Origin of the sequence: Veillonella ratti (assembly GCF_003992115.1) — a bacterium.
GTDB classification, from domain to species: domain Bacteria; phylum Bacillota; class Negativicutes; order Veillonellales; family Veillonellaceae; genus Veillonella_A; species Veillonella_A ratti.
Genome location: NZ_RQUX01000004.1, coordinates 46,941 through 67,325, shown reverse-complemented (window position 1 = coordinate 67,325; position 20,385 = coordinate 46,941). Strand labels below are relative to the sequence as shown.

18 protein-coding genes are annotated in these 20,385 nt (G+C 45.2%); 2 read left to right on the top strand and 16 right to left on the bottom strand.

Features of this window, described 5'->3' with window-relative positions:
• Positions 1–43: 43 nt before the first annotated feature.
• The 15 genes from uvrB to fapR all read right to left on the bottom strand — a co-directional run bounded on the left by uvrB (position 44) and on the right by fapR (position 17,069).
• A complete protein-coding gene (gene uvrB, locus EO124_RS02795; RefSeq protein ID WP_127058238.1) occupies positions 44–2,269 on the bottom strand; it encodes an excinuclease ABC subunit UvrB in 2,226 nt (741 codons plus the stop codon).
• A gap of 1 nt (position 2,270) precedes the next feature.
• Positions 2,271–2,717 carry a hypothetical protein gene (locus EO124_RS02790; protein WP_127058237.1) on the bottom strand — a complete coding sequence of 149 codons (447 nt, stop codon included), beginning with the start codon at positions 2,715–2,717 and terminating at the stop codon, positions 2,271–2,273.
• Entirely contained in the window at positions 2,710–3,654 is a 945-nt protein-coding gene (gene ftsY / locus EO124_RS02785; RefSeq protein ID WP_127058236.1) for a signal recognition particle-docking protein FtsY, read from the bottom strand. The genes EO124_RS02790 and ftsY overlap by 8 nt, the downstream gene beginning before the upstream one ends.
• Positions 3,651–7,205: a chromosome segregation protein SMC gene (gene smc / locus EO124_RS02780; RefSeq protein WP_127058235.1), complete on the bottom strand. Its 3,555-nt coding sequence runs from the start codon at positions 7,203–7,205 to the stop codon at positions 3,651–3,653. The genes ftsY and smc overlap by 4 nt, the downstream gene beginning before the upstream one ends.
• Positions 7,206–7,265: 60 nt before the next feature.
• Entirely contained in the window at positions 7,266–8,381 is a 1,116-nt protein-coding gene (locus EO124_RS02775; protein ID WP_127058234.1) for an elongator complex protein 3, read from the bottom strand.
• A gap of 103 nt (positions 8,382–8,484) precedes the next feature.
• A complete protein-coding gene (rnc, locus tag EO124_RS02770; RefSeq protein ID WP_021841452.1) occupies positions 8,485–9,246 on the bottom strand; it encodes a ribonuclease III in 762 nt (253 codons plus the stop codon).
• Complete coding sequence (gene fabF / locus EO124_RS02765) at positions 9,247–10,491, bottom strand: beta-ketoacyl-ACP synthase II (RefSeq protein WP_127058233.1); 1,245 nt, start codon at positions 10,489–10,491, stop codon at positions 9,247–9,249.
• A 38-nt stretch (positions 10,492–10,529) separates the two neighbouring features.
• A complete protein-coding gene (locus EO124_RS02760; protein WP_021841450.1) occupies positions 10,530–11,486 on the bottom strand; it encodes an NAD(P)H-dependent flavin oxidoreductase in 957 nt (318 codons plus the stop codon).
• Positions 11,487–11,555: 69 nt separating this feature from the next.
• Positions 11,556–11,792 (bottom strand): acyl carrier protein, encoded by a 237-nt coding sequence (locus EO124_RS02755; protein ID WP_127058232.1) that lies wholly within the window; start codon positions 11,790–11,792, stop codon positions 11,556–11,558.
• A 42-nt stretch (positions 11,793–11,834) separates the two neighbouring features.
• Complete coding sequence (fabG, locus tag EO124_RS02750; protein WP_127058231.1) at positions 11,835–12,578, bottom strand: 3-oxoacyl-[acyl-carrier-protein] reductase; 744 nt, start codon at positions 12,576–12,578, stop codon at positions 11,835–11,837.
• 1 nt (position 12,579) lies between these two features.
• Positions 12,580–13,521: an ACP S-malonyltransferase gene (gene fabD, locus EO124_RS02745; RefSeq protein ID WP_127058230.1), complete on the bottom strand. Its 942-nt coding sequence runs from the start codon at positions 13,519–13,521 to the stop codon at positions 12,580–12,582.
• Positions 13,522–13,538: 17 nt separating this feature from the next.
• Positions 13,539–14,483: an enoyl-[acyl-carrier-protein] reductase FabK gene (gene fabK, locus EO124_RS02740; RefSeq protein WP_006554978.1), complete on the bottom strand. Its 945-nt coding sequence runs from the start codon at positions 14,481–14,483 to the stop codon at positions 13,539–13,541.
• 14 nt (positions 14,484–14,497) lie between these two features.
• Positions 14,498–15,493: a beta-ketoacyl-ACP synthase III gene (locus tag EO124_RS02735; protein ID WP_127058229.1), complete on the bottom strand. Its 996-nt coding sequence runs from the start codon at positions 15,491–15,493 to the stop codon at positions 14,498–14,500.
• Positions 15,477–16,505 carry a phosphate acyltransferase PlsX gene (plsX, locus tag EO124_RS02730; RefSeq protein ID WP_127058228.1) on the bottom strand — a complete coding sequence of 343 codons (1,029 nt, stop codon included), beginning with the start codon at positions 16,503–16,505 and terminating at the stop codon, positions 15,477–15,479. Before plsX ends, EO124_RS02735 begins: the two co-directional genes overlap by 17 nt.
• Positions 16,506–16,508: 3 nt before the next feature.
• Entirely contained in the window at positions 16,509–17,069 is a 561-nt protein-coding gene (gene fapR / locus EO124_RS02725) for a transcription factor FapR (protein ID WP_127058227.1), read from the bottom strand.
• 268 nt (positions 17,070–17,337) lie between these two features.
• On the opposite strand from fapR, the gene EO124_RS02720 reads away from it, so the two are divergent.
• Positions 17,338–18,981: a DUF438 domain-containing protein gene (locus EO124_RS02720; RefSeq protein ID WP_127058226.1), complete on the top strand. Its 1,644-nt coding sequence runs from the start codon at positions 17,338–17,340 to the stop codon at positions 18,979–18,981.
• Positions 18,982–19,052: 71 nt separating this feature from the next.
• Here the strand turns inward: EO124_RS02720 and EO124_RS02715 are convergent, their stop codons facing one another.
• Entirely contained in the window at positions 19,053–19,622 is a 570-nt protein-coding gene (locus tag EO124_RS02715) for a PadR family transcriptional regulator (RefSeq protein ID WP_127058225.1), read from the bottom strand.
• Positions 19,623–19,812: 190 nt separating this feature from the next.
• Here EO124_RS02715 and padC point away from each other — a divergent pair, with 190 nt between their 5' ends.
• Positions 19,813–20,343 carry a phenolic acid decarboxylase gene (gene padC / locus EO124_RS02710; RefSeq protein WP_127058224.1) on the top strand — a complete coding sequence of 177 codons (531 nt, stop codon included), beginning with the start codon at positions 19,813–19,815 and terminating at the stop codon, positions 20,341–20,343.
• The last annotated feature ends 42 nt before the right edge of the window (positions 20,344–20,385 follow it).

Sequence of the window (20,385 nt, the reverse complement as noted above, 5' to 3'; positions counted from 1 at the left end):
TAACGGACAAATAGGCAAGACAGAATGCCTTGCCCATAAGTTCCTATTTTTTACGACGTACATCCTGTAAGTCAGACAATTGTTGTCTTAAAATACCGAGTTCATCACGAAGTTCGGCTGCTTTTTCAAATTCAAGCTGTTTAGCGGCCGCCTTCATGAGACGCGTAGTTTCTTCAATCTTGCTAAATACATCTTCCACGGTTAATTCCGGTGCCGCCTCATAAGTAGCGGTGCCATCAGCCACAGCTTGTAGCCCTTTAGCCTTGCCGGATGTTTTGGCGCCGCCTTTATTAGCCGCTTTAGCGCCCGCTTTGGCTGTGCGACCTTTTTTAGCGGAAGCAACAGCCGCTGCGCCGTCATCGTAGCCATCATTTTTACCGCGGCCGGCACGCTTAGTACTACCGGGTTTACTACCGGCCTCTTCTTCTTCCAATTTAGTTAATTCAATCAATTCTTTAACTTCTTTATGAATCGATTTCGGTGTAATATTGTGTTCCTTATTGTAGGCGTTCTGTACTTCACGACGGCGTTCCGTTTCAGTAATCGCCCTGTCCATAGAGCCCGTAATGCGATCCGCATACATAATAACGCGACCGTTTTCATTACGCGCCGCACGGCCGATAGTCTGAATCAAAGAGGTATCACTGCGGAGGAAGCCTTCCTTATCCGCATCAAGAATAGCCACCAACGAAACTTCCGGCATATCCAGACCTTCACGAAGTAAGTTAATACCCACCAACACATCAAAAACACCGGCCCGCAGGTCACGAATAATATCGGCACGCTCAATGGTGGCAATATCGGAATGTAAGTAGCGCACACGAATGCCCACTTCTTTGAGAAATTCCGTCAAATCTTCCGCCATTTTCTTCGTCAGTGTCGTTACGAGGACACGCTCGTTCTTAGCGGCCCGTACTTTAATTTCGCCTAACAAATCATCCATTTGCCCTTTAATGGGGCGCACCTCAATAAGCGGATCCAATAAACCGGTTGGACGAATAATCTGTTCCGCAATATTAGTCTGCACTTCCATTTCATACGGTCCCGGTGTAGCTGATACGTATACAATCTGATTAATTCGTTCTTGGAATTCTTCAAATTTTAACGGGCGGTTATCCAAAGCAGAAGGCAAACGGAAGCCATACTCGATTAAGTTTTCCTTACGAGCCCGGTCGCCATTATACATAGCCCGCAATTGTGGAATCGTTACATGAGATTCATCGATCAAAATCAAAAAATCATCCGGAAAATAATCAATCAACGTATACGGTGCTTCCCCCGGTTTACGATTGGACAACAACCTGGAATAGTTTTCGATGCCCGAGCAATAACCCATTTCCTGCATCATCTCAATATCGTAACGAGTTCGTTGCTCCAAGCGCTGTGCTTCGAGTAAACGGTCCCGTGATTTAAGAAATTCTAACTGTTCCGCCAATTCTGTTTCAATACGCTCAATGGCGATTTGCAATTTTTCACGGGTCGTAACATAGTGAGAGGCCGGATAAATGGCCACATGCTTGCGATCTGCAATTACTTCACCGGTCAATACATCCACTTCGGACAAACGGTCAATTTCATCGCCGAATAATTCAATGCGAACTACTCGTTCACTATTGGCTGCCGGAAATACTTCTATCGTATCGCCATGGACACGGAAAGTACCACGGGTAAAATTAATATCATTGCGACTGTATTGAATGTCCACCAATTTTTTTAAAATATCGTCACGACTTCGTTCTTGCCCCAAACGCAACGAAACAACCAAATCGCTGTAGTCTTCCGGGTCACCTAAACCGTAAATACAGCTTACGGAGGCCACAATAATTACATCGCGCCGCTCAAACAGACTCATCGTCGCGGAGTGGCGCAATTTATCGATTTCATCATTAATGGATGCATCTTTCTCAATGTATGTATCCGTCGATGCGATGTACGCTTCCGGCTGGTAAAAATCATAATAAGACACAAAATATTCCACCGCATTATTGGGAAAGAAGCTTTTAAACTCACTACACAATTGCGCCGCCAAAGTCTTATTGTGGGCAATCACCAACGTTGGTTTCTGCACCCCTTCAATCAGTTTAGCCATGGTATAGGTTTTACCGGTACCGGTGGCACCTAATAAAACCTGTGCCCAGTCGCCGTTATTAACGCCCTGCACCAAAGACTGAATAGCAGCCGGTTGGTCACCCATGGGCTCAAACGGGGCCTCCACTTTGAAGGGCGTCATATTGCTTTCGTAATTACGATGAATATGTGGATGTGCCATATTATTTACCTTCTTCACGCATGAGGCGTTCTGCTTCGGCCTGAGCCATAGCCGCTTCTTCCGCTCTCACCTGTTCAATATGAGCCTGCAAACGTTGCTTTTCCAATTCATTCATTTCCGTACGTTTACCGTCAGCTTCCTGAATTGGTGTATCCACACCTTCCAAAACTTCAATCAGTAAGGCTACGGCTTTTTTATCAAGCCCTTCTTTATTGGCAATCTCAGTTGGTAAAATCCACTCTTCCGGCGTAAAATGTTCGATGCGATCATTCAATTGATTCCAATTCTGAAGCATCAAGCGTGTCACCGGACGATACATTTCATTGCCAATGTAAGCCAATAAGTCGCCTAATGTATCCAGCGCTTCGGATGGTGCGCCGAAATGATTAGCTATATTTTCAGCCCGTGCATAAGCTACTAACTCAGCACGGCTCATTTGATTATTCATTCGTACTCATTCCTTTATCAAACAAGGCATTGGCAAATTCTTTCGCATTGAATGGCTTTAAGTCATCAATTTTTTCACCGATGCCAATCCAGCGAACGGGAACCCCCAGTTCTTCTTTAATCGAAATTACGACGCCCCCTTTGGCGGTGCCGTCTAATTTAGTCACAATAATACCGGTAATCGGTACAGCCTGACCGAATAATTTAGCTTGGCTAACCGCATTCTGACCGGTGGTACCGTCCAAAATCAATAGTGTTTGATGCGGCGCCCCCGGAACCTGACGGTCCGCTACGCGGCCGATTTTCTTTAATTCTTCCATTAAGTTGGTTTTTGTGTGCAAACGGCCGGCTGTATCAATAATCACAATATCTGCATTACGCGCTTTGGCCGATGCCAAGGCATCGTATACCACAGCGGCCGGATCGGCCCCTTCCTGATGTTTTACGATAGGCACGTCTGCCCGTTCCGCCCAAATAGTGAGCTGTTCGGAAGCGGCTGCACGGAATGTATCGGCTGCTGCCAACACAACCTTTTTGCCGGCTTCTTTATAATAATGAGCCAGTTTGGCAATCGTCGTCGTTTTACCTACCCCATTAACGCCGACTACCAAAATAACTTCCGGCGAATGCATTTCCAAGACTTCTTCCTGGTCTTCCAACAACTTCGTAATGTAAGCCTCGATATAATCCATAACCTCGTTGGTATGATTGATTTTACCTTCCGTAACACCGCGACGAATTTCTTTCATCAAAAGTTCCGTCGTCTTACTGCCCAGGTCGGCGGTAATCATGGCGACCTCCAAATCATCCAAGAAGTCGTCGTCAATCTTGGCATAGCCGATAATAACCGTTTCAATGGCTTCGGTAAACTTCTTTTTCGTATTTTCTAAGGCATCGCCGAAACCAAGAAATTTCTTGGTTTTATTCCAAAAACTCATTCCATATCCTCCTCTATTTCATCAAAGGCTACTGTTAACAATCGGGAAACACCTCGTTCCACCATGGTAACACCTTGTAATACCAAGGCCGCCTCCATAGTTCGTTTACGATGAGATACAACAATAAACTGCGTATCGTCACCCAATCGTTGTAAATAGCTGCCAAAACGTTCTACATTGGCTTCGTCCAGCGCCGCGTCCACTTCATCGAGCACACAGAACGGTGCCGGTCTGTAATCCAAGAAGGAGAACAGCAAGGCTATAACTGTAAGGGCTCGCTCACCACCGGACAACAGCGTTAACTGTTGACGTTTTTTACCGGGCGGTTGAATATAAAAATCAATGCCGCTGGTCAAAATATTATCCGGATCGGTGAGCACTATCTGAGCTGTACCGCCGCCGAACAACTTGCTGAACACGGCCTGAAAACGATCGCCCACCACTTCAAGAACTTCACCGAGCTGTAAGGCCATCGCTTTATCAATCTCTGCAATAACCGCTTCCAACTGAGCTTTAGCCTGTTCCAAATCGGATTGCTGCGTTTCATAAAAAGCCTGTTTCGTCTGCGCTGCTTCATATTCAGCTACCGCTTCCGGGTTAACCGCACCTAAGGCTTCCAGTTCAGCACTCAATTTACCTTCTTCGAGACGCCAATCCGCTACAGCCCCTTCCGGCTGTAAAGCCTGTGCTTCTTCCCGTGAAAAACCGAGTTCGCCGATTTTTTGTAAAGCCTGTTCACTATTCATTTCATATTTTGCCAACTGACCTTCCATCTGCACCAAACGCTGTTGAACCCTTTTTTGACGAGTGTCCAAAGTTTCGCGCTCCGTGGAATAATCAGCTAATGTTCGCTGCTGTTCACTATGTGATTCATACAATGCGTCTCGCTGCTCAGCTAACGCCGCCGTCGCCTTAGCTTGGGCTTCATAGGCATGCTCCAAATCACTCAATTTCTGTGGTAATTCAGTATTTGCCTGTTGTTCGCGAGCATCCAGCTGCATTTGTAACGGCTTCATACGCGCTACATTTTGCTCGATGGCGGTTTGCCAATCATTGATTTGCTGTTCACCGTAACTTTGTTGCTGCTTTAATTGTGCATAGTGCAAACGTGCATCTTGACGCACCTGACCGGCTTCGTCCTGTGCTTTTTGACAGCGCTCCAATTCAGCCAGTGTCACCGAACTACCGCCATCAGCCTGAATAGTTTCATTCAAAGTCTTAAGCGCACTTTCCGCTTGCGCCAATGTCATCGTAACACGAGCCTGTTCACCGGTCAAACGGTCCTGCTCCGCCAAATTATTTTGCAGCACCTGTTCCTTGCGCAACTTTCGTTCCTGCGTTGTTTTTAAAATGGATTCCGCCGTCAAAAGCAAGGTATGCTGCTCATCCCAACTATTTTGTTTCGCTGCCAACTGTTCGCTTAATTCTTCAAATTGTTTTTCATAGTCAGCGGCAGCTTGTTGTTTTTTAACTAACTCTGTTTGTAACGCCTGCAATTTGGTATTTAACAGGCCCATCTCTTCTTTTTGGGCCATAACGGAGGCTTTACGCCGTTTGGTCACACCACCGGCTAAAGAGCCGCCCGGTTGGAATTGTTCGCCTCCCAGCGTCACTAAGCGAAGCTGTTGCTTATATTTTTTCTGTAGTGCAATAGCCTGCTCCATAGTTTCCACTACGAGGGTGCGCCCCAATAAGTAGGTGAAAACACCACGATACGTTTCATCAAACGTAATACAATCTACGGCACGCCCCAACACGCCTAATTCATTGAGAGCCGGTGTATTAATGGCCTGACCGTGCACCGTTTCTAACGGTAAAAAGGTAACACGACCGCCTTGAGTCCGTTTTAAATAAGCAATACAATCAGCAGCAGCTCGCGATGTACGCGATACTACATGATTAATACTGCCGCCTAAGGCGATATCGAGAGCCGTAGCAAATTCCGGCTTTACCGTAAACAAATCACCAATAGCCCCCAGTAAGTCCTGCTGCCACGGCTCCTTCGCAGCCAGGGCGTTACGCGTACCGTCCGCATAACCTTCATGCTGTTCAGCCCACTGCGCCAAGAGTTGTAAACGTCCTTCCATGCGCTGTTCTTCACGGCGTCCGGTTTGAACGTCTCGTTCCAACTGTTGACGAAGTTTTCGTAATTCCCCTAATTTTTGTTGTTCTTGGTCCCGTTCGGCGCGATTAGCTTCCTGCTGCTTTTGCAAAGTCTGCTGCTTCACTAAAGCTTCCGCTTCTTCGGCTACCACCGTTTGTAATTCTTCCGTCAAAGTGGTTACCATTTCGCCTGTTTTAGTAAGTTCGCCGTTTAAAGTTTGTAATTCTACGCGGAATTTTTCCACTTGACCGACTAACTGTAATTGTTCATCATGGCGTGCGGCCACTGCTTTTTGCGCCGTTTGGAACTCGCCTTGAATGCGCTGCAATTCTTGACGAGCCGCTTCATAAGCCTGCTCAGCCGTCTGCAACGCCGCTTCTTTGGCCGTCAATTCACCGGCACCGTCGTCCAACAGTTTCTGATGGACCAACACTTTTTGCTTGTCACCGGCGATAGTCGCATCTATTTCATGAATACGATCACGCAATTCCTGCAGTTCTTTATCCGCATTGCGCAATTGCTCAGCCAGCACATTTTTCTCCCCTTCGAGCCGAGCCTCTTCTTTTTGAGCTTTCGCATATAATTCTTCTTGTTGCCGCAAAGCTTGCTGATGTTCCTCGGATTTTAACTTTAACTGCTGTTCCCGTGCACCTAAACCGGCCAGTTCCGTATTGATTTCGATTTCTTCCTGCTGTAACGCAATCTTTTCATTTTCCTGCTTCGTGAATAAACGATCTGCCACTTTATAATCGTGAAAAGCCAACGCTCCATCATAAAGGCGTTTCTTTTGACTTAATTCGGCATGAGCCTGTGTCTTGGCCGCCTTCTCACGGAGCGGTTCCATTTGCTCTTCCAAATTCGCCATCAAATCGGCCACCCGTTCCATGTTGCGGTCCGTCTGCCCCATGCGGCGCAATGACTCATCTTTATTCATTTTAAAACGGGAAATACCGGCCACTTCTTCAAAAATAAGGCGACGGTCTTCCGGTTTGCTGTTTAAAATAGCATCTACCCGATTCTGCCCGATAATGGCCATAGAATCGCGCCCTAAGCCAGTATCAGCCAGTAACGCCTGAATATCCTTCAAACGACAAGCTTTTTTATTGATAAAAAACTCACTTTCACCGCTACGGTAAATACGACGCGTCAAGGCAACTTCCGCTAAATCGGGATGTAAACGCTTGTCGCTGTTATCGAACACCAAGGTTACTTCCGCGGTGCTCATGGGACGACGTTTTTCCGTACCGGCAAAAATTATATCTTCCGCTTTTTGACCACGTAAATGGCGCACATTGGATTCGCCCAGCACCCAACGCATAGCATCGGTAATATTACTTTTACCGCTCCCGTTAGGACCTACGATAGCCGTCATGCCGGGGGAAAATTTTACAATTGTTTTGTCCGCAAAGGATTTAAATCCTTTTAACTCTAATCGTAAGAGTTGCATGCAAACCACCTTTCCGTGTGTCTTAAGTCACTTTTAATATATCTAATAACGTACCTTTTATTATATCACATTATACCTAAAATTATCGATAAAAAGTAGAACATTGTCCGAAAATTTGTTTGTTTTTATTTCGAACATAGCTTTCGCTTTTTTAGAGCCCTGTTCATACCATTGCCAAGTGCAATCTGCATAGCATTCTGCCAAATATTTCATATTCCGTTGCTTTTCGCCGCGCACTTTTGATGTAAGTTGACGCGGATACAGGACTGTCACCGAATGCATTGGTAGGCCCGCCGCGCTATGGGCCTGTAAGATTTTTAAAAATCGCTGTAACCATTGATAATTCGTCACCAGTTCCCCCATGGCCGGTTCGTAAGGACCACCTACTAAACCGATACCGGCATCCAATTCCGGCGTACTCTGCAGCCCCGTGCGAATCACCGTAATATGACGCTCTTCAAAATACTCTTTTAAAAAGGCACTATACGTTACCGCTTCCGCCACCGTTAGCGGCGTGTAGCGACCGGCTCTCACATCATCAGCCAGCTCCGTATCTTCAATGACGAGAACCGGATAAATGCGCACAAAATCAGGCATCAACTCAGCCACGGCTACCGCCGTATTCACTAACGTATGCCAGTTTTCACCGGGTAACCCCGGTAATAGCTGAATACCAACGGTAAAACCATGTTCTTGCAAGCGCTGAACGGCTCCCACAACCTCTGCCGACGAATGACCTCGTTTAGCTCTCGTTAAAATAGTGTCGTCCATGGACTGCACACCAATCTCAACGGTGGCCACACCATAGGCTTTTAATAGCGCTATCTCCGTCTCACCGAGCGCATCAGGCCGGGTAGAACAGCGTATGGCATCAATCTCCCCGTTTTGCAAGGCCTCATAGGCCGGTTCCAACAAAGAGCGTTGTAAGTCTTCCGGCAATGCGGAAAAACTACCGCCATAGAAGGCCACTTCCCAATATTTTTCATGCCGCTCGTTGCCGATATATTCGTCTATGGTAGCTTTCACATCAACCTGTGAAGCTCTTGCTCCTCCGGCGGCAATGCGATGCTGATTACAAAATACACATTGCTGCGGACAGCCTGCATGGGGTATGTAAAAAGGAATCAAACCGTGAGGCTTATCTTTAGCTATGCTGTTATTTTTGTGTTGGTTCATTTTTACCTACCTCATTTTTGTTAAAAATTTCTACCACTATACATTATATCAGAATATGAAAAAGGAGCGGATTAGCCGCTCCTCTATTTACCATATACCTGAATTAATCCTGCGTCAATCGACAAGCATTTTTGCCGATTAAGTAATCAAGTGTAACTTGAGCCGCATTTTGTTCAGCTTCTTTTTTACTTTTACCGGTACCGGAACCATAGGCCTTGCCTTCAATCCGCACTTCCATGCAGAAAATCTTATCATGGTCGGGTCCCGATTCACTGAGCAAGGTATAGACGATTTGTTTCTCGCCTTCCTGCTGCACATATTCTTGCAACATGGTCTTATAATCCTTGCCGAGCTTACCGTCTTTCGCTTTTTCCAAATATCCTTGCAAATGACTCAATACGAACTGTGCCGTTACTTCATAGGAAGTATTTACATATAAAGCACCGATAACGGCTTCAAAGGTGTCCGCCAAAATTGACGCCCGTTCCCGGCCGCCCGAAGTCGCTTCGCCTCGCCCAAGCAATAAATAATTACCAAAATGTAATTTGGAACTACAAGTAGCCAACGAGGTTTCGCAAACAGTAGCTGCCTTTATTTTTGTCAGTTCACCCTCAGTCATTTGAGGATATGTTTTAAACAGATACTCGCCGATGATTAAGTCTAAAACGGCATCGCCCAGAAATTCCAGACGTTCGTTGTGCTTAACGCGAGCTGCTCTATTTTCATTTGCATAAGACGTATGCGTAAACGCTCTGTCGAGCAAATTTATATCTGTCAAAGGGATACGCAAACGCGCCACAAGCTCTCGAAGCGCTGCTTCGCGAGCTTGGTGCGAGATTGTCTTATGAGTCTTACGGCCCTTCAATTAGTCCTCGTAACGACGAACGAGTAATGTTGCATTATGACCGCCAAAACCGAAGGAATTGGATAATGCGCAATTTACTTTCAATTCACGAGCCCCTTCTTTAACATAATCCAAATCGAGTTCAGGATCCGGATTTGTCAAATTGATGGTTGGGTGAATTTTACCGGTTTCAATCGCCATAGCCATAACGATGGCTTCAATAGCACCGGCTGCGCCCAATAAATGGCCTGTCATGGATTTAGTCGAGTTAACTGCTAAGGATTTAGCATGGTCACCGAACAATTCCTTAATAGCCATAGTTTCGTTTTTGTCATTAAGACCTGTGGAAGTACCATGAGCATTGATGTAGTTAATTTCACTAGGATCGATGCCTGCATCTTTAATGGCCAATTCCATACATTTACGAGCTTGTAAACCGCCCGGAGCCGGAGCTGTAATGTGGTAAGCATCACCATTGCTGCCGTAACCGATTACTTCAGCGTAGATATGAGCACCACGCGCTTTAGCATGTTCTAATTCTTCAAGCACAACGATACCGGCGCCTTCACCCATAACGAAACCATCACGATCGGCATCAAATGGACGGGATGCTTTTTCAGGTTCATCATTGCGGGTAGACATAGCTTTCATAGCTGCGAAACCGGCCACTGCTGCTGGAGATACAGCTGCTTCAGTACCGCCGGCAAACATAATGTCTGCGTCACCGCGAGCTACGATGCGGAATGCATCACCAATGGAATTTGTACCGGATGCACAAGCTGTAATATCCGTAATAGCCGGACCACGAAGACCGAGTTCGATGGACACACGGCCGGATACCATGTTAGCAATCATCATAGGTACTGCAAAAGGACTTACACGATTAGGTCCTTTCTGGAATAATGTAACATAAACATCGTGGATGGAGTCAATCCCACCGATACCGGTACCAACTACAGTACCGCAACGGTCGCGATCTTCTTTATCCAAATCGAGATCAGAATCGCGTAAAGCAAGAACTGCTGCGGCGATTGCAAATTGAGAGGAGCGGTCCATACGACGGGACTCTTTCTTCTCTACACCATACTGCGTAATATCAAAATCCTTAACTTCACCGGCAATGCGGGTAGCATATTCAGAAGCATCAAAATGAGTAATCGGGCCAATCCCGGATTTACCCGCCAATAAAGCTTCATAAAAAGCATCTTTACCGATACCTACAGGCGTTACAGCCCCTAAACCGGTAATAACAACACGTTTTTCCAATTATTTCACCTCACATGTAAACTATGCATTGAAATACATTAATCAATCTGAGATACTTCCGCTAACAAGCGACGGAAAATCTCCTTAACCGGCAAAATCTCATCTACTTTGCGCATATTATTGCCGGAGAATACCAAACCGGTTTCCACATCACCTTGCTGCGCCCGTTCTAAGGCTTTAATCAAGCAAAATTTGTGAGAACAATGCTTTAAGCAACGGTCACATTCAGTTGGTGGCGGTACAGTACCGTCCAATACAGAAGCAGCGAATTTGTTACGAATCGCCTGCCCCGGCAATCCTACCGGACTCTCTATCAATACAACATCTTCAGGCGCTTTAGCACGTAAGTACATTTTTTTAAGCTCATCCGATGCATTGCATTCTTCACTAGCTGCAAAACGACTACCCATTTGTACGCCGTTTGCTCCTAATTTCATCATTTCGACAATGTCTTTCCCGTCGAGAACGCCACCTGCTCCTATTACCGGGATATTTTTAACGGCCTTCAACACCTCCGGTACAATCTCACGCGATGAGCGATTTGTACCTAAATGACCGCCGGCTTCACTGCCTTCAACGATGACAGCGGCCGCACCCAAGCCTTCGGAAATACGAGCCAATTTCCCGGAGGACACAATCGGAACAATGGGAGTACCCGATTCTTTCCCCATACCAAACATATCACGAGAAAAACCTGCACCGGCTACAACGAGGTCAATACCTTCTTCAATAGCCGTTCGCACTAGGCCAGCAAACTCGGAAGCTGCTACCATTGCATTTATACCAATAATACCCGTAGGTGATAATTTTCGAGCTAATTTAATTTCATAACGTAATTCATCAAATGGCATACCGGAGGCCGCAATTAGACCGATGCCACCTTCATTAGCTACAGCTGCTGCAAGACGAGCCGTAGACAATCTGATTGCCATGCCGCCTTGAATGATTGGCACCTTTGCCACCAGATTTCCGATGCGAAGTTCAGGGAGCTTCACTATAAATTCCTCCTGTTACGTATACCGACTAGGAGGCGTTGCCGCCTCCTACCGGTGCACAAGTAAGTCTTACGCTTCTTTGATAGAATCGATGTATTCTACCGTATCTTTCACTGTTTTAATTTTTTCAGCTACATCATCAGGAATTTCAACATTGAATTCTTCTTCGAAAGCCATGATCAATTCAACGATGTCTAAGGAGTCAGCTCCTAAGTCGTCAATGAATGTAGAATCAATCTTAACTTCAGCTTCGTCAACGTCTAACTGTTCCACAACGATCGCTTTAACTTTATCAAACGTGGTCATTGTGATTTCACCTCCTTTCATTGTTTGCTCTCTATATATTAGCTACATTACCATGCCGCCGTCAACATTAATGACTTGACCCGTAATATAACTCGACATATCGCTGGCTAGGAAAGCAGCTACAGCCGCTACTTCATCCGGCTCTGCCATACGGCCCAACGGAATCGTGTGAACCATGGCGTCTTTCACTTTATCAGGTAAAACATCCGTCATGTCGGTGTGAATAAAACCCGGTGCAATCGCATTCACGGTAATACCGCGAGATGCCAATTCTTTAGCACAAGTTTTAGTAAAACCGATTACGCCGGCTTTAGAGGCACTGTAGTTGGCCTGGCCTGCATTACCGGTCACACCTACAACCGATGTCATATTAACAATTTTACCGCTGCGCTGTTTCATCATAATTTTGGAAACCGCTTTGGTCATCAGATAAACACCTTTCAAGTTGATGTTGATAACATCATCCCAATCGCTGTCTTTCATACGCATGAGCAAACCGTCGCGGGTAATGCCGGCGTTATTTACTAAAATATCGATACGACCGAAAGTTGTGTGCGCTTCGTCAACCATAGCCGCTACTTCTTCGGCATTGCCTACATTGGCTTTAATTTTGATAGCCTTGCGGCCCATAGCCAAAATAGCATCTACAGTTTCTTGCGCAGCCCCTTCGCTGCCGCTGTAATTCACCACTACGTCGGCACCCTGTTTAGCCATTAACAAAGCAATGGCACGGCCAATACCGCGAGAGGCACCGGTAACTAAAGCAACTTTATCTGTTAACTGCATTTTATCGAACCCCTTCTAAAAATTCAATAGTTTTCCCTAAGGAATCTACATCTTCTACATTAGCCAATTGCATTTCTTTGTTAATTTTTTTAGTAAAGCCGGTCAAAACTTTGCCCGGACCTACTTCTACGAAGTTGCCTACGCCATAATTAATCATGGTAGCTACGCAATCTTCCCAAAGAACAGGATGAGCCGCCTGGATAACGAGGGATTCTTTAATAGCGTTCGCATCGGTCAAAATTTCACCGGTTACGTTAACTACTACAGGAATCTTGGCGTCGTTAACGGTTACTTTGTCCAATTCGTCTTTCAAACGGGCCGCAGCCGGTTCCATCAAACGACTGTGAAACGGAGCACTTACCGGTAACATAACGGCACGTTTCGCACCGGCTGCTTTCATTTCTTCAGCAGCTTTTTCTACGGCAGCCGTAGCACCGGCAATTACGATTTGACCCGGGCAGTTGAAGTTTACTGCCTGAACGGAACCGACTTCTTTGTCGATTTTTTCACAAATCGCCACTACTTCTTCACGAGGCAAAGCCAAGATAGCCGCCATGGCACCTTCGCCCAATGGAACAGCATCCTGCATGAACTCACCGCGTTTATGAACGAGGTAAACAGCATCTTTAAAATCAAGTACGCCGGCTGCCACTAAAGCGCTGTATTCGCCCAAGCTGTGACCACCTACGATATCAGGAGTAAAGCCCTTTTCTTTCAATACTTCATAACAAGCAACGCTGGCTGTCAAAATAGCCGGCTGTGTGTTAGCCGTTTTAACCAATTCTGTATCAGGACCTTCAAAGCAAAGCTTCGTAATGGAGTAACCCAATGCTTCATCAGCTTCAGCAAAACGCTGTTTTACAATGTCATAGGCATTATATAAATCTTGAAGCATACCTACTTTTTGAGAACCTTGGCCAGGAAATACAAATGCTGTTTTCACTAGTAACGCCTCCTGTATTATTTAATGATCTTTTGTAAGCCGCCGATTACGGTTTCGGTTTCGGCCATAATATCGCGAATGATTTGAGCACAAGGTTTTACATCCTGTAACATACCGGAAATCTGCCCAATCATAACGGAACCGTTTTTAACATCCCCTTCAATAGCCGCTTTACGAAGTGCACCGGCACCCAAAGCTTCTAATTCTTCTTTAGGAGCACCGCTGAATTCCAATTCCTGGTACTGATGGGATAATAAGTTTTCTAAAATACGAACCGGATGACCTGTCGTAAGACCTGTCATAACGGTGGAACGGTCTTTCGCTTTTAATACGGCTTCTTTGTAGTTAGCGTGAGCAATACATTCTTCGGATAATACGAAGCGTGTGCCCATCTGTACCGCACTGGCGCCTAAAGCGAAGGCCGCAGCCGCACCGCGACCGTCAGCAATACCACCGGCAGCGATAACCGGTACATTTACAGCATCGGCAATCTGAGGAATTAAACACATAGTTGTGATTTCCCCAACGTGACCGCCCGATTCGGTACCTTCCGCAACAACCGCATCAATACCGCCGCGCAATAAGCGTTTTGCAAGCAATACGGAAGCAACTACCGGAATAACTTTAGTACCGATTTCTTTTAATGCAGGCACGTATGTACTCGGATTACCCGCACCGGTTGTAATTACCGGAACGCGTTCTTCCAAGACAACTTGCATAACTTCTTTAACAAACGGCGACATCAACATGATGTTACAGCCGAAAGGTTTATTGGTACGTTCTTTTAATTTATGAATTTCATTACGGAATACGTCCGGTGGCATATGTCCGGCACCGATAATACCGAGACCGCCCCCTTCGGACACAGCCGCAGCAAGTTCAGCGGTACCAAGCCAAGCCATACCACCTTGGAATATAGGATACTCAATCCCTAACAAATCGCAAATATCAGTCTTAATCATGATGGTTGTCCTCCTTAGTACCATTTCATTACCAAGCCGGCCCAAGTTAATCCGGCTCCGAAGCCGGCAAAGGCGACTGTATGATCTCGTTCAACAAAGCCGGATCTCACTGCTTCATCTAAAGCAATAGCTACCGAAGCGGCCGATGTATTGCCGTATTTCGGCAAATTAACAAACACTTTCTCTGCCGGCATTTTCAACCGGTGTGCTGCGGAATCGATAATCCGTGTATTGGCTTGATGAGGAATGAAACGATCTAAATCTTCTAACTGTAAACCGGCTTTTTCTAACGCATTAAGCACGGTGCGTCCCATGATTTTAACCGCGAATTTATAAACTTCGGCGCCATCCATGTGAACATAGGTCAAGCCTTCTTCGATACGTTTATCATTAGGCACCATCGCTGTACCGCTGGATGGAATGCAAATTGCCATACCGCTGGCACCGTTGGCACCCATATCCATACCCAACATACCATAACCTTCAGGTACAGATGACACTACTGCTGCGCCGGCGCCATCGCCGAACAGGATGCAAGTACTGCGGTCCTTCCAATTAAGTACGCGGGACATAACTTCTACACCGATTACAAGCACATTTTTGAAGAAGTTATTATTCACATAACTGCCTGCCGTAATCAATCCATATACAAAGCCGGAGCAAGCAGCGCCTAAATCAAAAGCGGCCGCATTGGTAGCTCCTAAATTAGCTTGTACTAAACAAGCCGTGGAAGGAACCGACATATCACCGGTTAAAGTTGCTAAAATGATACAATCAATATCTTCCGCCTTCAAGCCGGCTGCGTCCAAGGCACGTTTAGCCGCTTCCGTTGCCATATCGGAAGCATTCATACCTTCCGGAGCAACGCGGCGCTCTTCAATGCCGGTGCGTTCACGAATCCATTGGTCATTCGTGTCTACGATTTTTTCCAAATCAGCGTTGGTTACGATATTATCCGGTACAAAACTTCCGGTACCGATGATACCTACCGGTTTAGTCCACATCGTCATATTTAATAGCTCCTTCTTCTTCTATACTGTGTTGAATGTTTTCAATAATCTTACGATCAACTATATCGCCGGCAATTTTAATAGCTGTCAAAATTTCTTTAGCCTTGGAACTACCATGCGAAATCATGAATACGCCGTTTACGCCCAATAATGGTGCGCCGCCGTTTTCCGTATGGTCAAGGCGTTTACGAATCTTCTTGAACACCGGATAAATCAGGAATGCCCCCAGTTTGGCTAATATACCGCCATCCTTGATGCCTTCCTTAACAAGTTGCGTCATGACCCCTACAAGGCCTTCCGCCAACTTAAGAACTACATTGCCCGTAAAACCGTCACATACAACAACATCGACCGTGCCTTTAGGAATGTCACGACCTTCCACATTACCTTTAAAGTTAATGGTTTTAAGTTGTTCCAACAACGGATAGCTGCTTAAACACAATTCATTACCCTTAGTAGATTCTTCGCCGATATTCAACAAACCGACGGTAGGGTTTTCATGGCCAAACATAAGTCGTGCATATTCGGAGCCCATAATAGCCCCCTGCACCATATGTTTTGGCTTGCAATTCGCGTTAGCACCCGAATCAAGCATAACGGTAACACCCTGTGGTGTAGGAATCGGCGTGGCAATCATAGGTCTGTCAATCCCCTTGATACGTCCTAAGCCGAACAAAGCTGCCGCTACGGCTGCCCCGGTACTGCCCGGCGCAATGACCGCATCGCATACTTTTTGTTTAACTAAACGCGTAGCGACAATGACCGATGCGTCTTTCTTCTTGCGCACAGCTGTGCCGGGATGTTCATTCATTTCAATTACTTCACTGGCATGGTGAATAATGAGTTGCGGATTTTTTTCCTGCCCGAATTCTTTTAATACTTCATAAATTCGTGCTTCGTCACCCACCAAAACTACTTCAATATTAGGGAAGGCTTTAACCGCATCAATTGCACCACGCACAATTTCAAACGGTGCAAAATCACCACCCATAGCATCTAATGCAATTTTCATATTTTACACCCTATTCTGAATGGGCTCCATTATGAATTTCGCCCGAAAGACTTCCTTAACTTTATCTTTGATTGTGACCCAAATAAAATACTTCTCGCCTCGTTGTCGCATGACCGAGGCTTTGGCCACCAAATTACAATCTGCTTTAACAGGATTCTTATACTTTATATTGCCGACACCGGCTAATGAAGCGGGGATACCCAGCACAGCCTTGGCCAATGAATCAGCCTGCGCATATAAATACTGAGGCTCCACATAGCCGCTGGAATCGGTCATGTCATCCGTCGTCCGCAATATACTCAGACCTTGTTCACCGGCGGTGAGATCTATAAGCTCACCAACCACTTCAATATGGCTGTGATTATTGCCACTTGGCGTCAGTCCGTCTACTCTGGATTTAATGCGCTCCCGCAATTCAGGAATGCCTAACTCCAATCGATCCAAACGAATCGTCGGCACACTGACATTAAAATAGATGGCCAACTCTTCGTCAGTAACGAAGGGCGTATTATTCAGTTTTTGTTGCAATAACTGTTGTCGCTCTTGTTTTTTTATCCGACTCATGGTACCACCTTTTATGACCAAGTAATAATACTTCGTTACAATTATATGTCACAATGGCCATTTATGCAAGTAAAATTTATGAACCCTAAAAATTCAACAAAAATACGGCGATTATGTAGCCTCAGCTACTGAAAACTATTTTCAACTTCATTATAATAAAAACATGATCATAACTCAACCGTTGGGACCATATATTACAACAAAGTATCCCTATATATATTTTAACTATTAATTGCAGTAATACGCAACCGAAAAAAGGAGAAGAACTATGACATCTATGAAAACAGCCTTAGGCTTAAACAACAACCAACGCCTCGAAAAAATGATTGAAATCAAAGACAGCTATTTAAGCGGTCAGTTAAGTTTAAAAGAAGCCCGCGCTCTGTTAAAAGATCACATCGGCACTTGCACACCGGATGAATTTGCTTACGGCGAGCAACAATTAAAAGGTTCTTACACGGACGAAGAAATCACCCACCGCATGGATGAACTTCTCGAATTATTCGACGGCATCCTCATCCGTGCCGAAAACACCTATCCTGAAAACCATCCGCTCTGGGTATATATGCAAGAAATCCAAGCAGGCCTCGCTGTTATGGATGAAGTAGACGCTTTATTAAAGGCACCTCATTTTATTAAAAATCCTTGGCTTGGTATTTATGACAAATTGTCACAATGGTCCCGCCATCTGTCCCGCAAACAAAATCAGCTCTACCCGGCTCTCGAAAAATACGGCTTCGACCGTCCTACCAAAATCATGTGGACCTTCGACGACAAAGTGCGTGATTTAATCAGCGAAAGCCGTCGCCTCTTACAAGCCGATGACAACGCAAAATTCTTGGAACTACAACCTAAAATGGTCGATGCCTTCCGTGACTTGGCTGATAAAGAACAGGAAGTCCTCTTACCGACAGCGTATAAATTGGTGAAGGATAACGAATTCAGCCATATGAGCCGCGGCGACCACGAAATCGGTTTTGCCCTCATTACACCACCGCCATTCTACGGCAATGCAACCGGCAGTACAGGCAGCTCTAACGGTACCGCTACGGATTTAACCTCCCCGTCCGGTGAGCAGAACTTCATGTCGGAACTCGCCGCTTTACTCGGCAAATACAATGTAGCCACCACCCCATCCCCTGAAACGGAACTGGATGTGGCGACCGGTAAATTATCCTTAGAACGCATTAACCTGCTCTTCAAACACATGCCCGTTGACCTCTCCTATGTGGACGAAAACGAACTGGTTAAATTCTACAGCGACACCAAACACCGTATCTTCCCGCGCAGCGCCAATGTCATCAGCCGTGAAGTGCGCAACTGTCATCCGGCTAAAAGTGTTCATTTAGTAGAAGAAATTATTGAAAAATTCCGCTCCGGCGAACAGGACAAAGCGGAATTCTGGATTAACAAACCGGAAGCCTTCATCTACATCCTCTACACGGCCGTGCGCGACGAACAAGGCAACTTCAAAGGCGTCCTCGAAATGATGCAGGACTGCACCCGTATTCGCAGCCTCGAAGGTTCCCGTACCTTATTGACTTGGGATGATGAAGTTCATGGGAATAAAGAAGGCGCTGCAACATCAACCGATACCACCGGCAATACTGAATCCGGCGCAGCCTCAAATGTTACCACAGTCCATAAGGAACCAACTGATTTAAGGACCGACAGTGTTACCGTAAAAGGAATTACCATCTCCGGCGATACACGCCTTTTCGACCTCTTCGATCAGGTTCCGGGACTTCGCCAGCACATGCCGGAAATTAATAGCAATTTTGCCATGCTCAACACGGCTTTTGGCAAAATTATGGCTAAAAAAGCGACTATCGCCAAAGCTGCCGATCGTTCCGGTATGAATCAACGTGACTTAATCAATGCTATTGTTCAATTTATTGAAAAAAAGGCTTAAAATAGTATTAGATTAAAATTCTATTAAAAAATAAGGAGATTGCAACCGCTATGGATTGTAATCTCCTTTTTTTATTTTTGGGTTATAGGCCTATTTTTTCCGGGCAGCCGCTTATACGCCCCACGCAACCAGGTCAAATGATCCTTTTCACGACAAATAGCCCGTTCCAAAATTAAAGCGTGTCCAAAATGTTGATACTCTGAATCTTCGTGAGCAAACAGCACTTGCCAACGGCCCTCTAAATAATCGAGTTTTTCCTCATGCCGCGCTATTTCCTCCTTAAATAGAGTCGACAATAACGGCTGATCCGCCGAATCCATAAAATACACTTTCATGGCAAATTCGTCGCGCGTAGGCGGCAGTGCATTCAATGACTCCCCTAACCATTCATCAAATACAGCTTTACCCGAGTCGGTAATGCTGTATTTTTTCTTAGTCAACTTACTCCCTACAATTTCCTCTTGGCCGCTTATAAGACCATCCTGCTCCATGCGATTAAGCTCCGGATAAATTTGGCTGTGATTGGAGTACCAAAAATCACCGATTTCACCTTCAAATGCTTTTTTTATATCATAGCCCGCCATGGCTTCTTTAGATAATAAGCCTAAAATTACATAGCGCAATGTATTCTTTTGAGCCATAACTACTCACCTCTTTCAAACTTTCTTTTAGGACCATTACCTAAGGATCACAATAAATTCTTGACTTTTTATAGTATTAAGTATAACATACTAAGTGTAAATAAACATGTATTTATTTACATGTTATTATTTTAATGTTTAAATACCCCACTACTCACTAAATAATAATTAAAAATAGGAGGATCTTACTATGGAATTCAAAGAATTGGACGATTTTTTAGGTACTCATTTTATTTACACCTATGATAACGGCTGGGAGTACGAATGGTATGCCAAAAATGACCACACTGTAGATTATCGTATTCACGGCGGTATGGTAGCCGGTCGCTGGGTAACCGACCAAGCAGCTAATATTGTTAAATTGACGGACGGCGTTTTTAAAATCACCTGGACCGAACCTACCGGCACCGATGTGGCTCTCGATTTTATGCCGAATGAAAAGAAAATGCACGGAACCATCTTCTTCCCTAAATGGGTAGAAGATCATCCGGAAATCACCGTTTGCTATCAGAATGAACACTTAGATTTAATGCACGAATCCCGTGAAAAATACGCTACCTATCCTAAATTATTAGTCCCTGAATTTGCTACCATTACCTACATAGGCAAAGCGGGTCAAAATAATGAAGACGTTATTGCCGAAGCCCCTTATGAAGGTATGACCGACGATATTCGCGAAGGTCGTTATTTCGACAAAGATTATAAACGTATAAAAAAATAAATGAGTAACTTTATTCAAAATACAGTCAAGCCAAAATTAATT

Coding starts and splice junctions, on each gene's coding strand:
- fabG (WP_127058231.1), bottom strand. CDS start 12,578: ATGCAGTTAACAGATAAAGTTGCTTTAGTTACCGGTGCCTCTCGCGGT.
- EO124_RS02715 (WP_127058225.1), bottom strand. CDS start 19,622: ATGGCTCAAAAGAATACATTGCGCTATGTAATTTTAGGCTTATTATCT.
- EO124_RS02755 (WP_127058232.1), bottom strand. CDS start 11,792: ATGACCACGTTTGATAAAGTTAAAGCGATCGTTGTGGAACAGTTAGAC.
- ftsY (WP_127058236.1), bottom strand. CDS start 3,654: ATGAGTTTTTGGAATAAAACCAAGAAATTTCTTGGTTTCGGCGATGCC.
- padC (WP_127058224.1), top strand. CDS start 19,813: ATGGAATTCAAAGAATTGGACGATTTTTTAGGTACTCATTTTATTTAC.
- fabK (WP_006554978.1), bottom strand. CDS start 14,483: ATGATTAAGACTGATATTTGCGATTTGTTAGGGATTGAGTATCCTATA.
- EO124_RS02720 (WP_127058226.1), top strand. CDS start 17,338: ATGACATCTATGAAAACAGCCTTAGGCTTAAACAACAACCAACGCCTC.
- EO124_RS02735 (WP_127058229.1), bottom strand. CDS start 15,493: ATGACGATGTGGACTAAACCGGTAGGTATCATCGGTACCGGAAGTTTT.
- smc (WP_127058235.1), bottom strand. CDS start 7,205: ATGCAACTCTTACGATTAGAGTTAAAAGGATTTAAATCCTTTGCGGAC.
- plsX (WP_127058228.1), bottom strand. CDS start 16,505: ATGAAAATTGCATTAGATGCTATGGGTGGTGATTTTGCACCGTTTGAA.
- EO124_RS02775 (WP_127058234.1), bottom strand. CDS start 8,381: ATGAACCAACACAAAAATAACAGCATAGCTAAAGATAAGCCTCACGGT.
- EO124_RS02790 (WP_127058237.1), bottom strand. CDS start 2,717: ATGAATAATCAAATGAGCCGTGCTGAGTTAGTAGCTTATGCACGGGCT.
- uvrB (WP_127058238.1), bottom strand. CDS start 2,269: ATGGCACATCCACATATTCATCGTAATTACGAAAGCAATATGACGCCC.
- fapR (WP_127058227.1), bottom strand. CDS start 17,069: ATGAGTCGGATAAAAAAACAAGAGCGACAACAGTTATTGCAACAAAAA.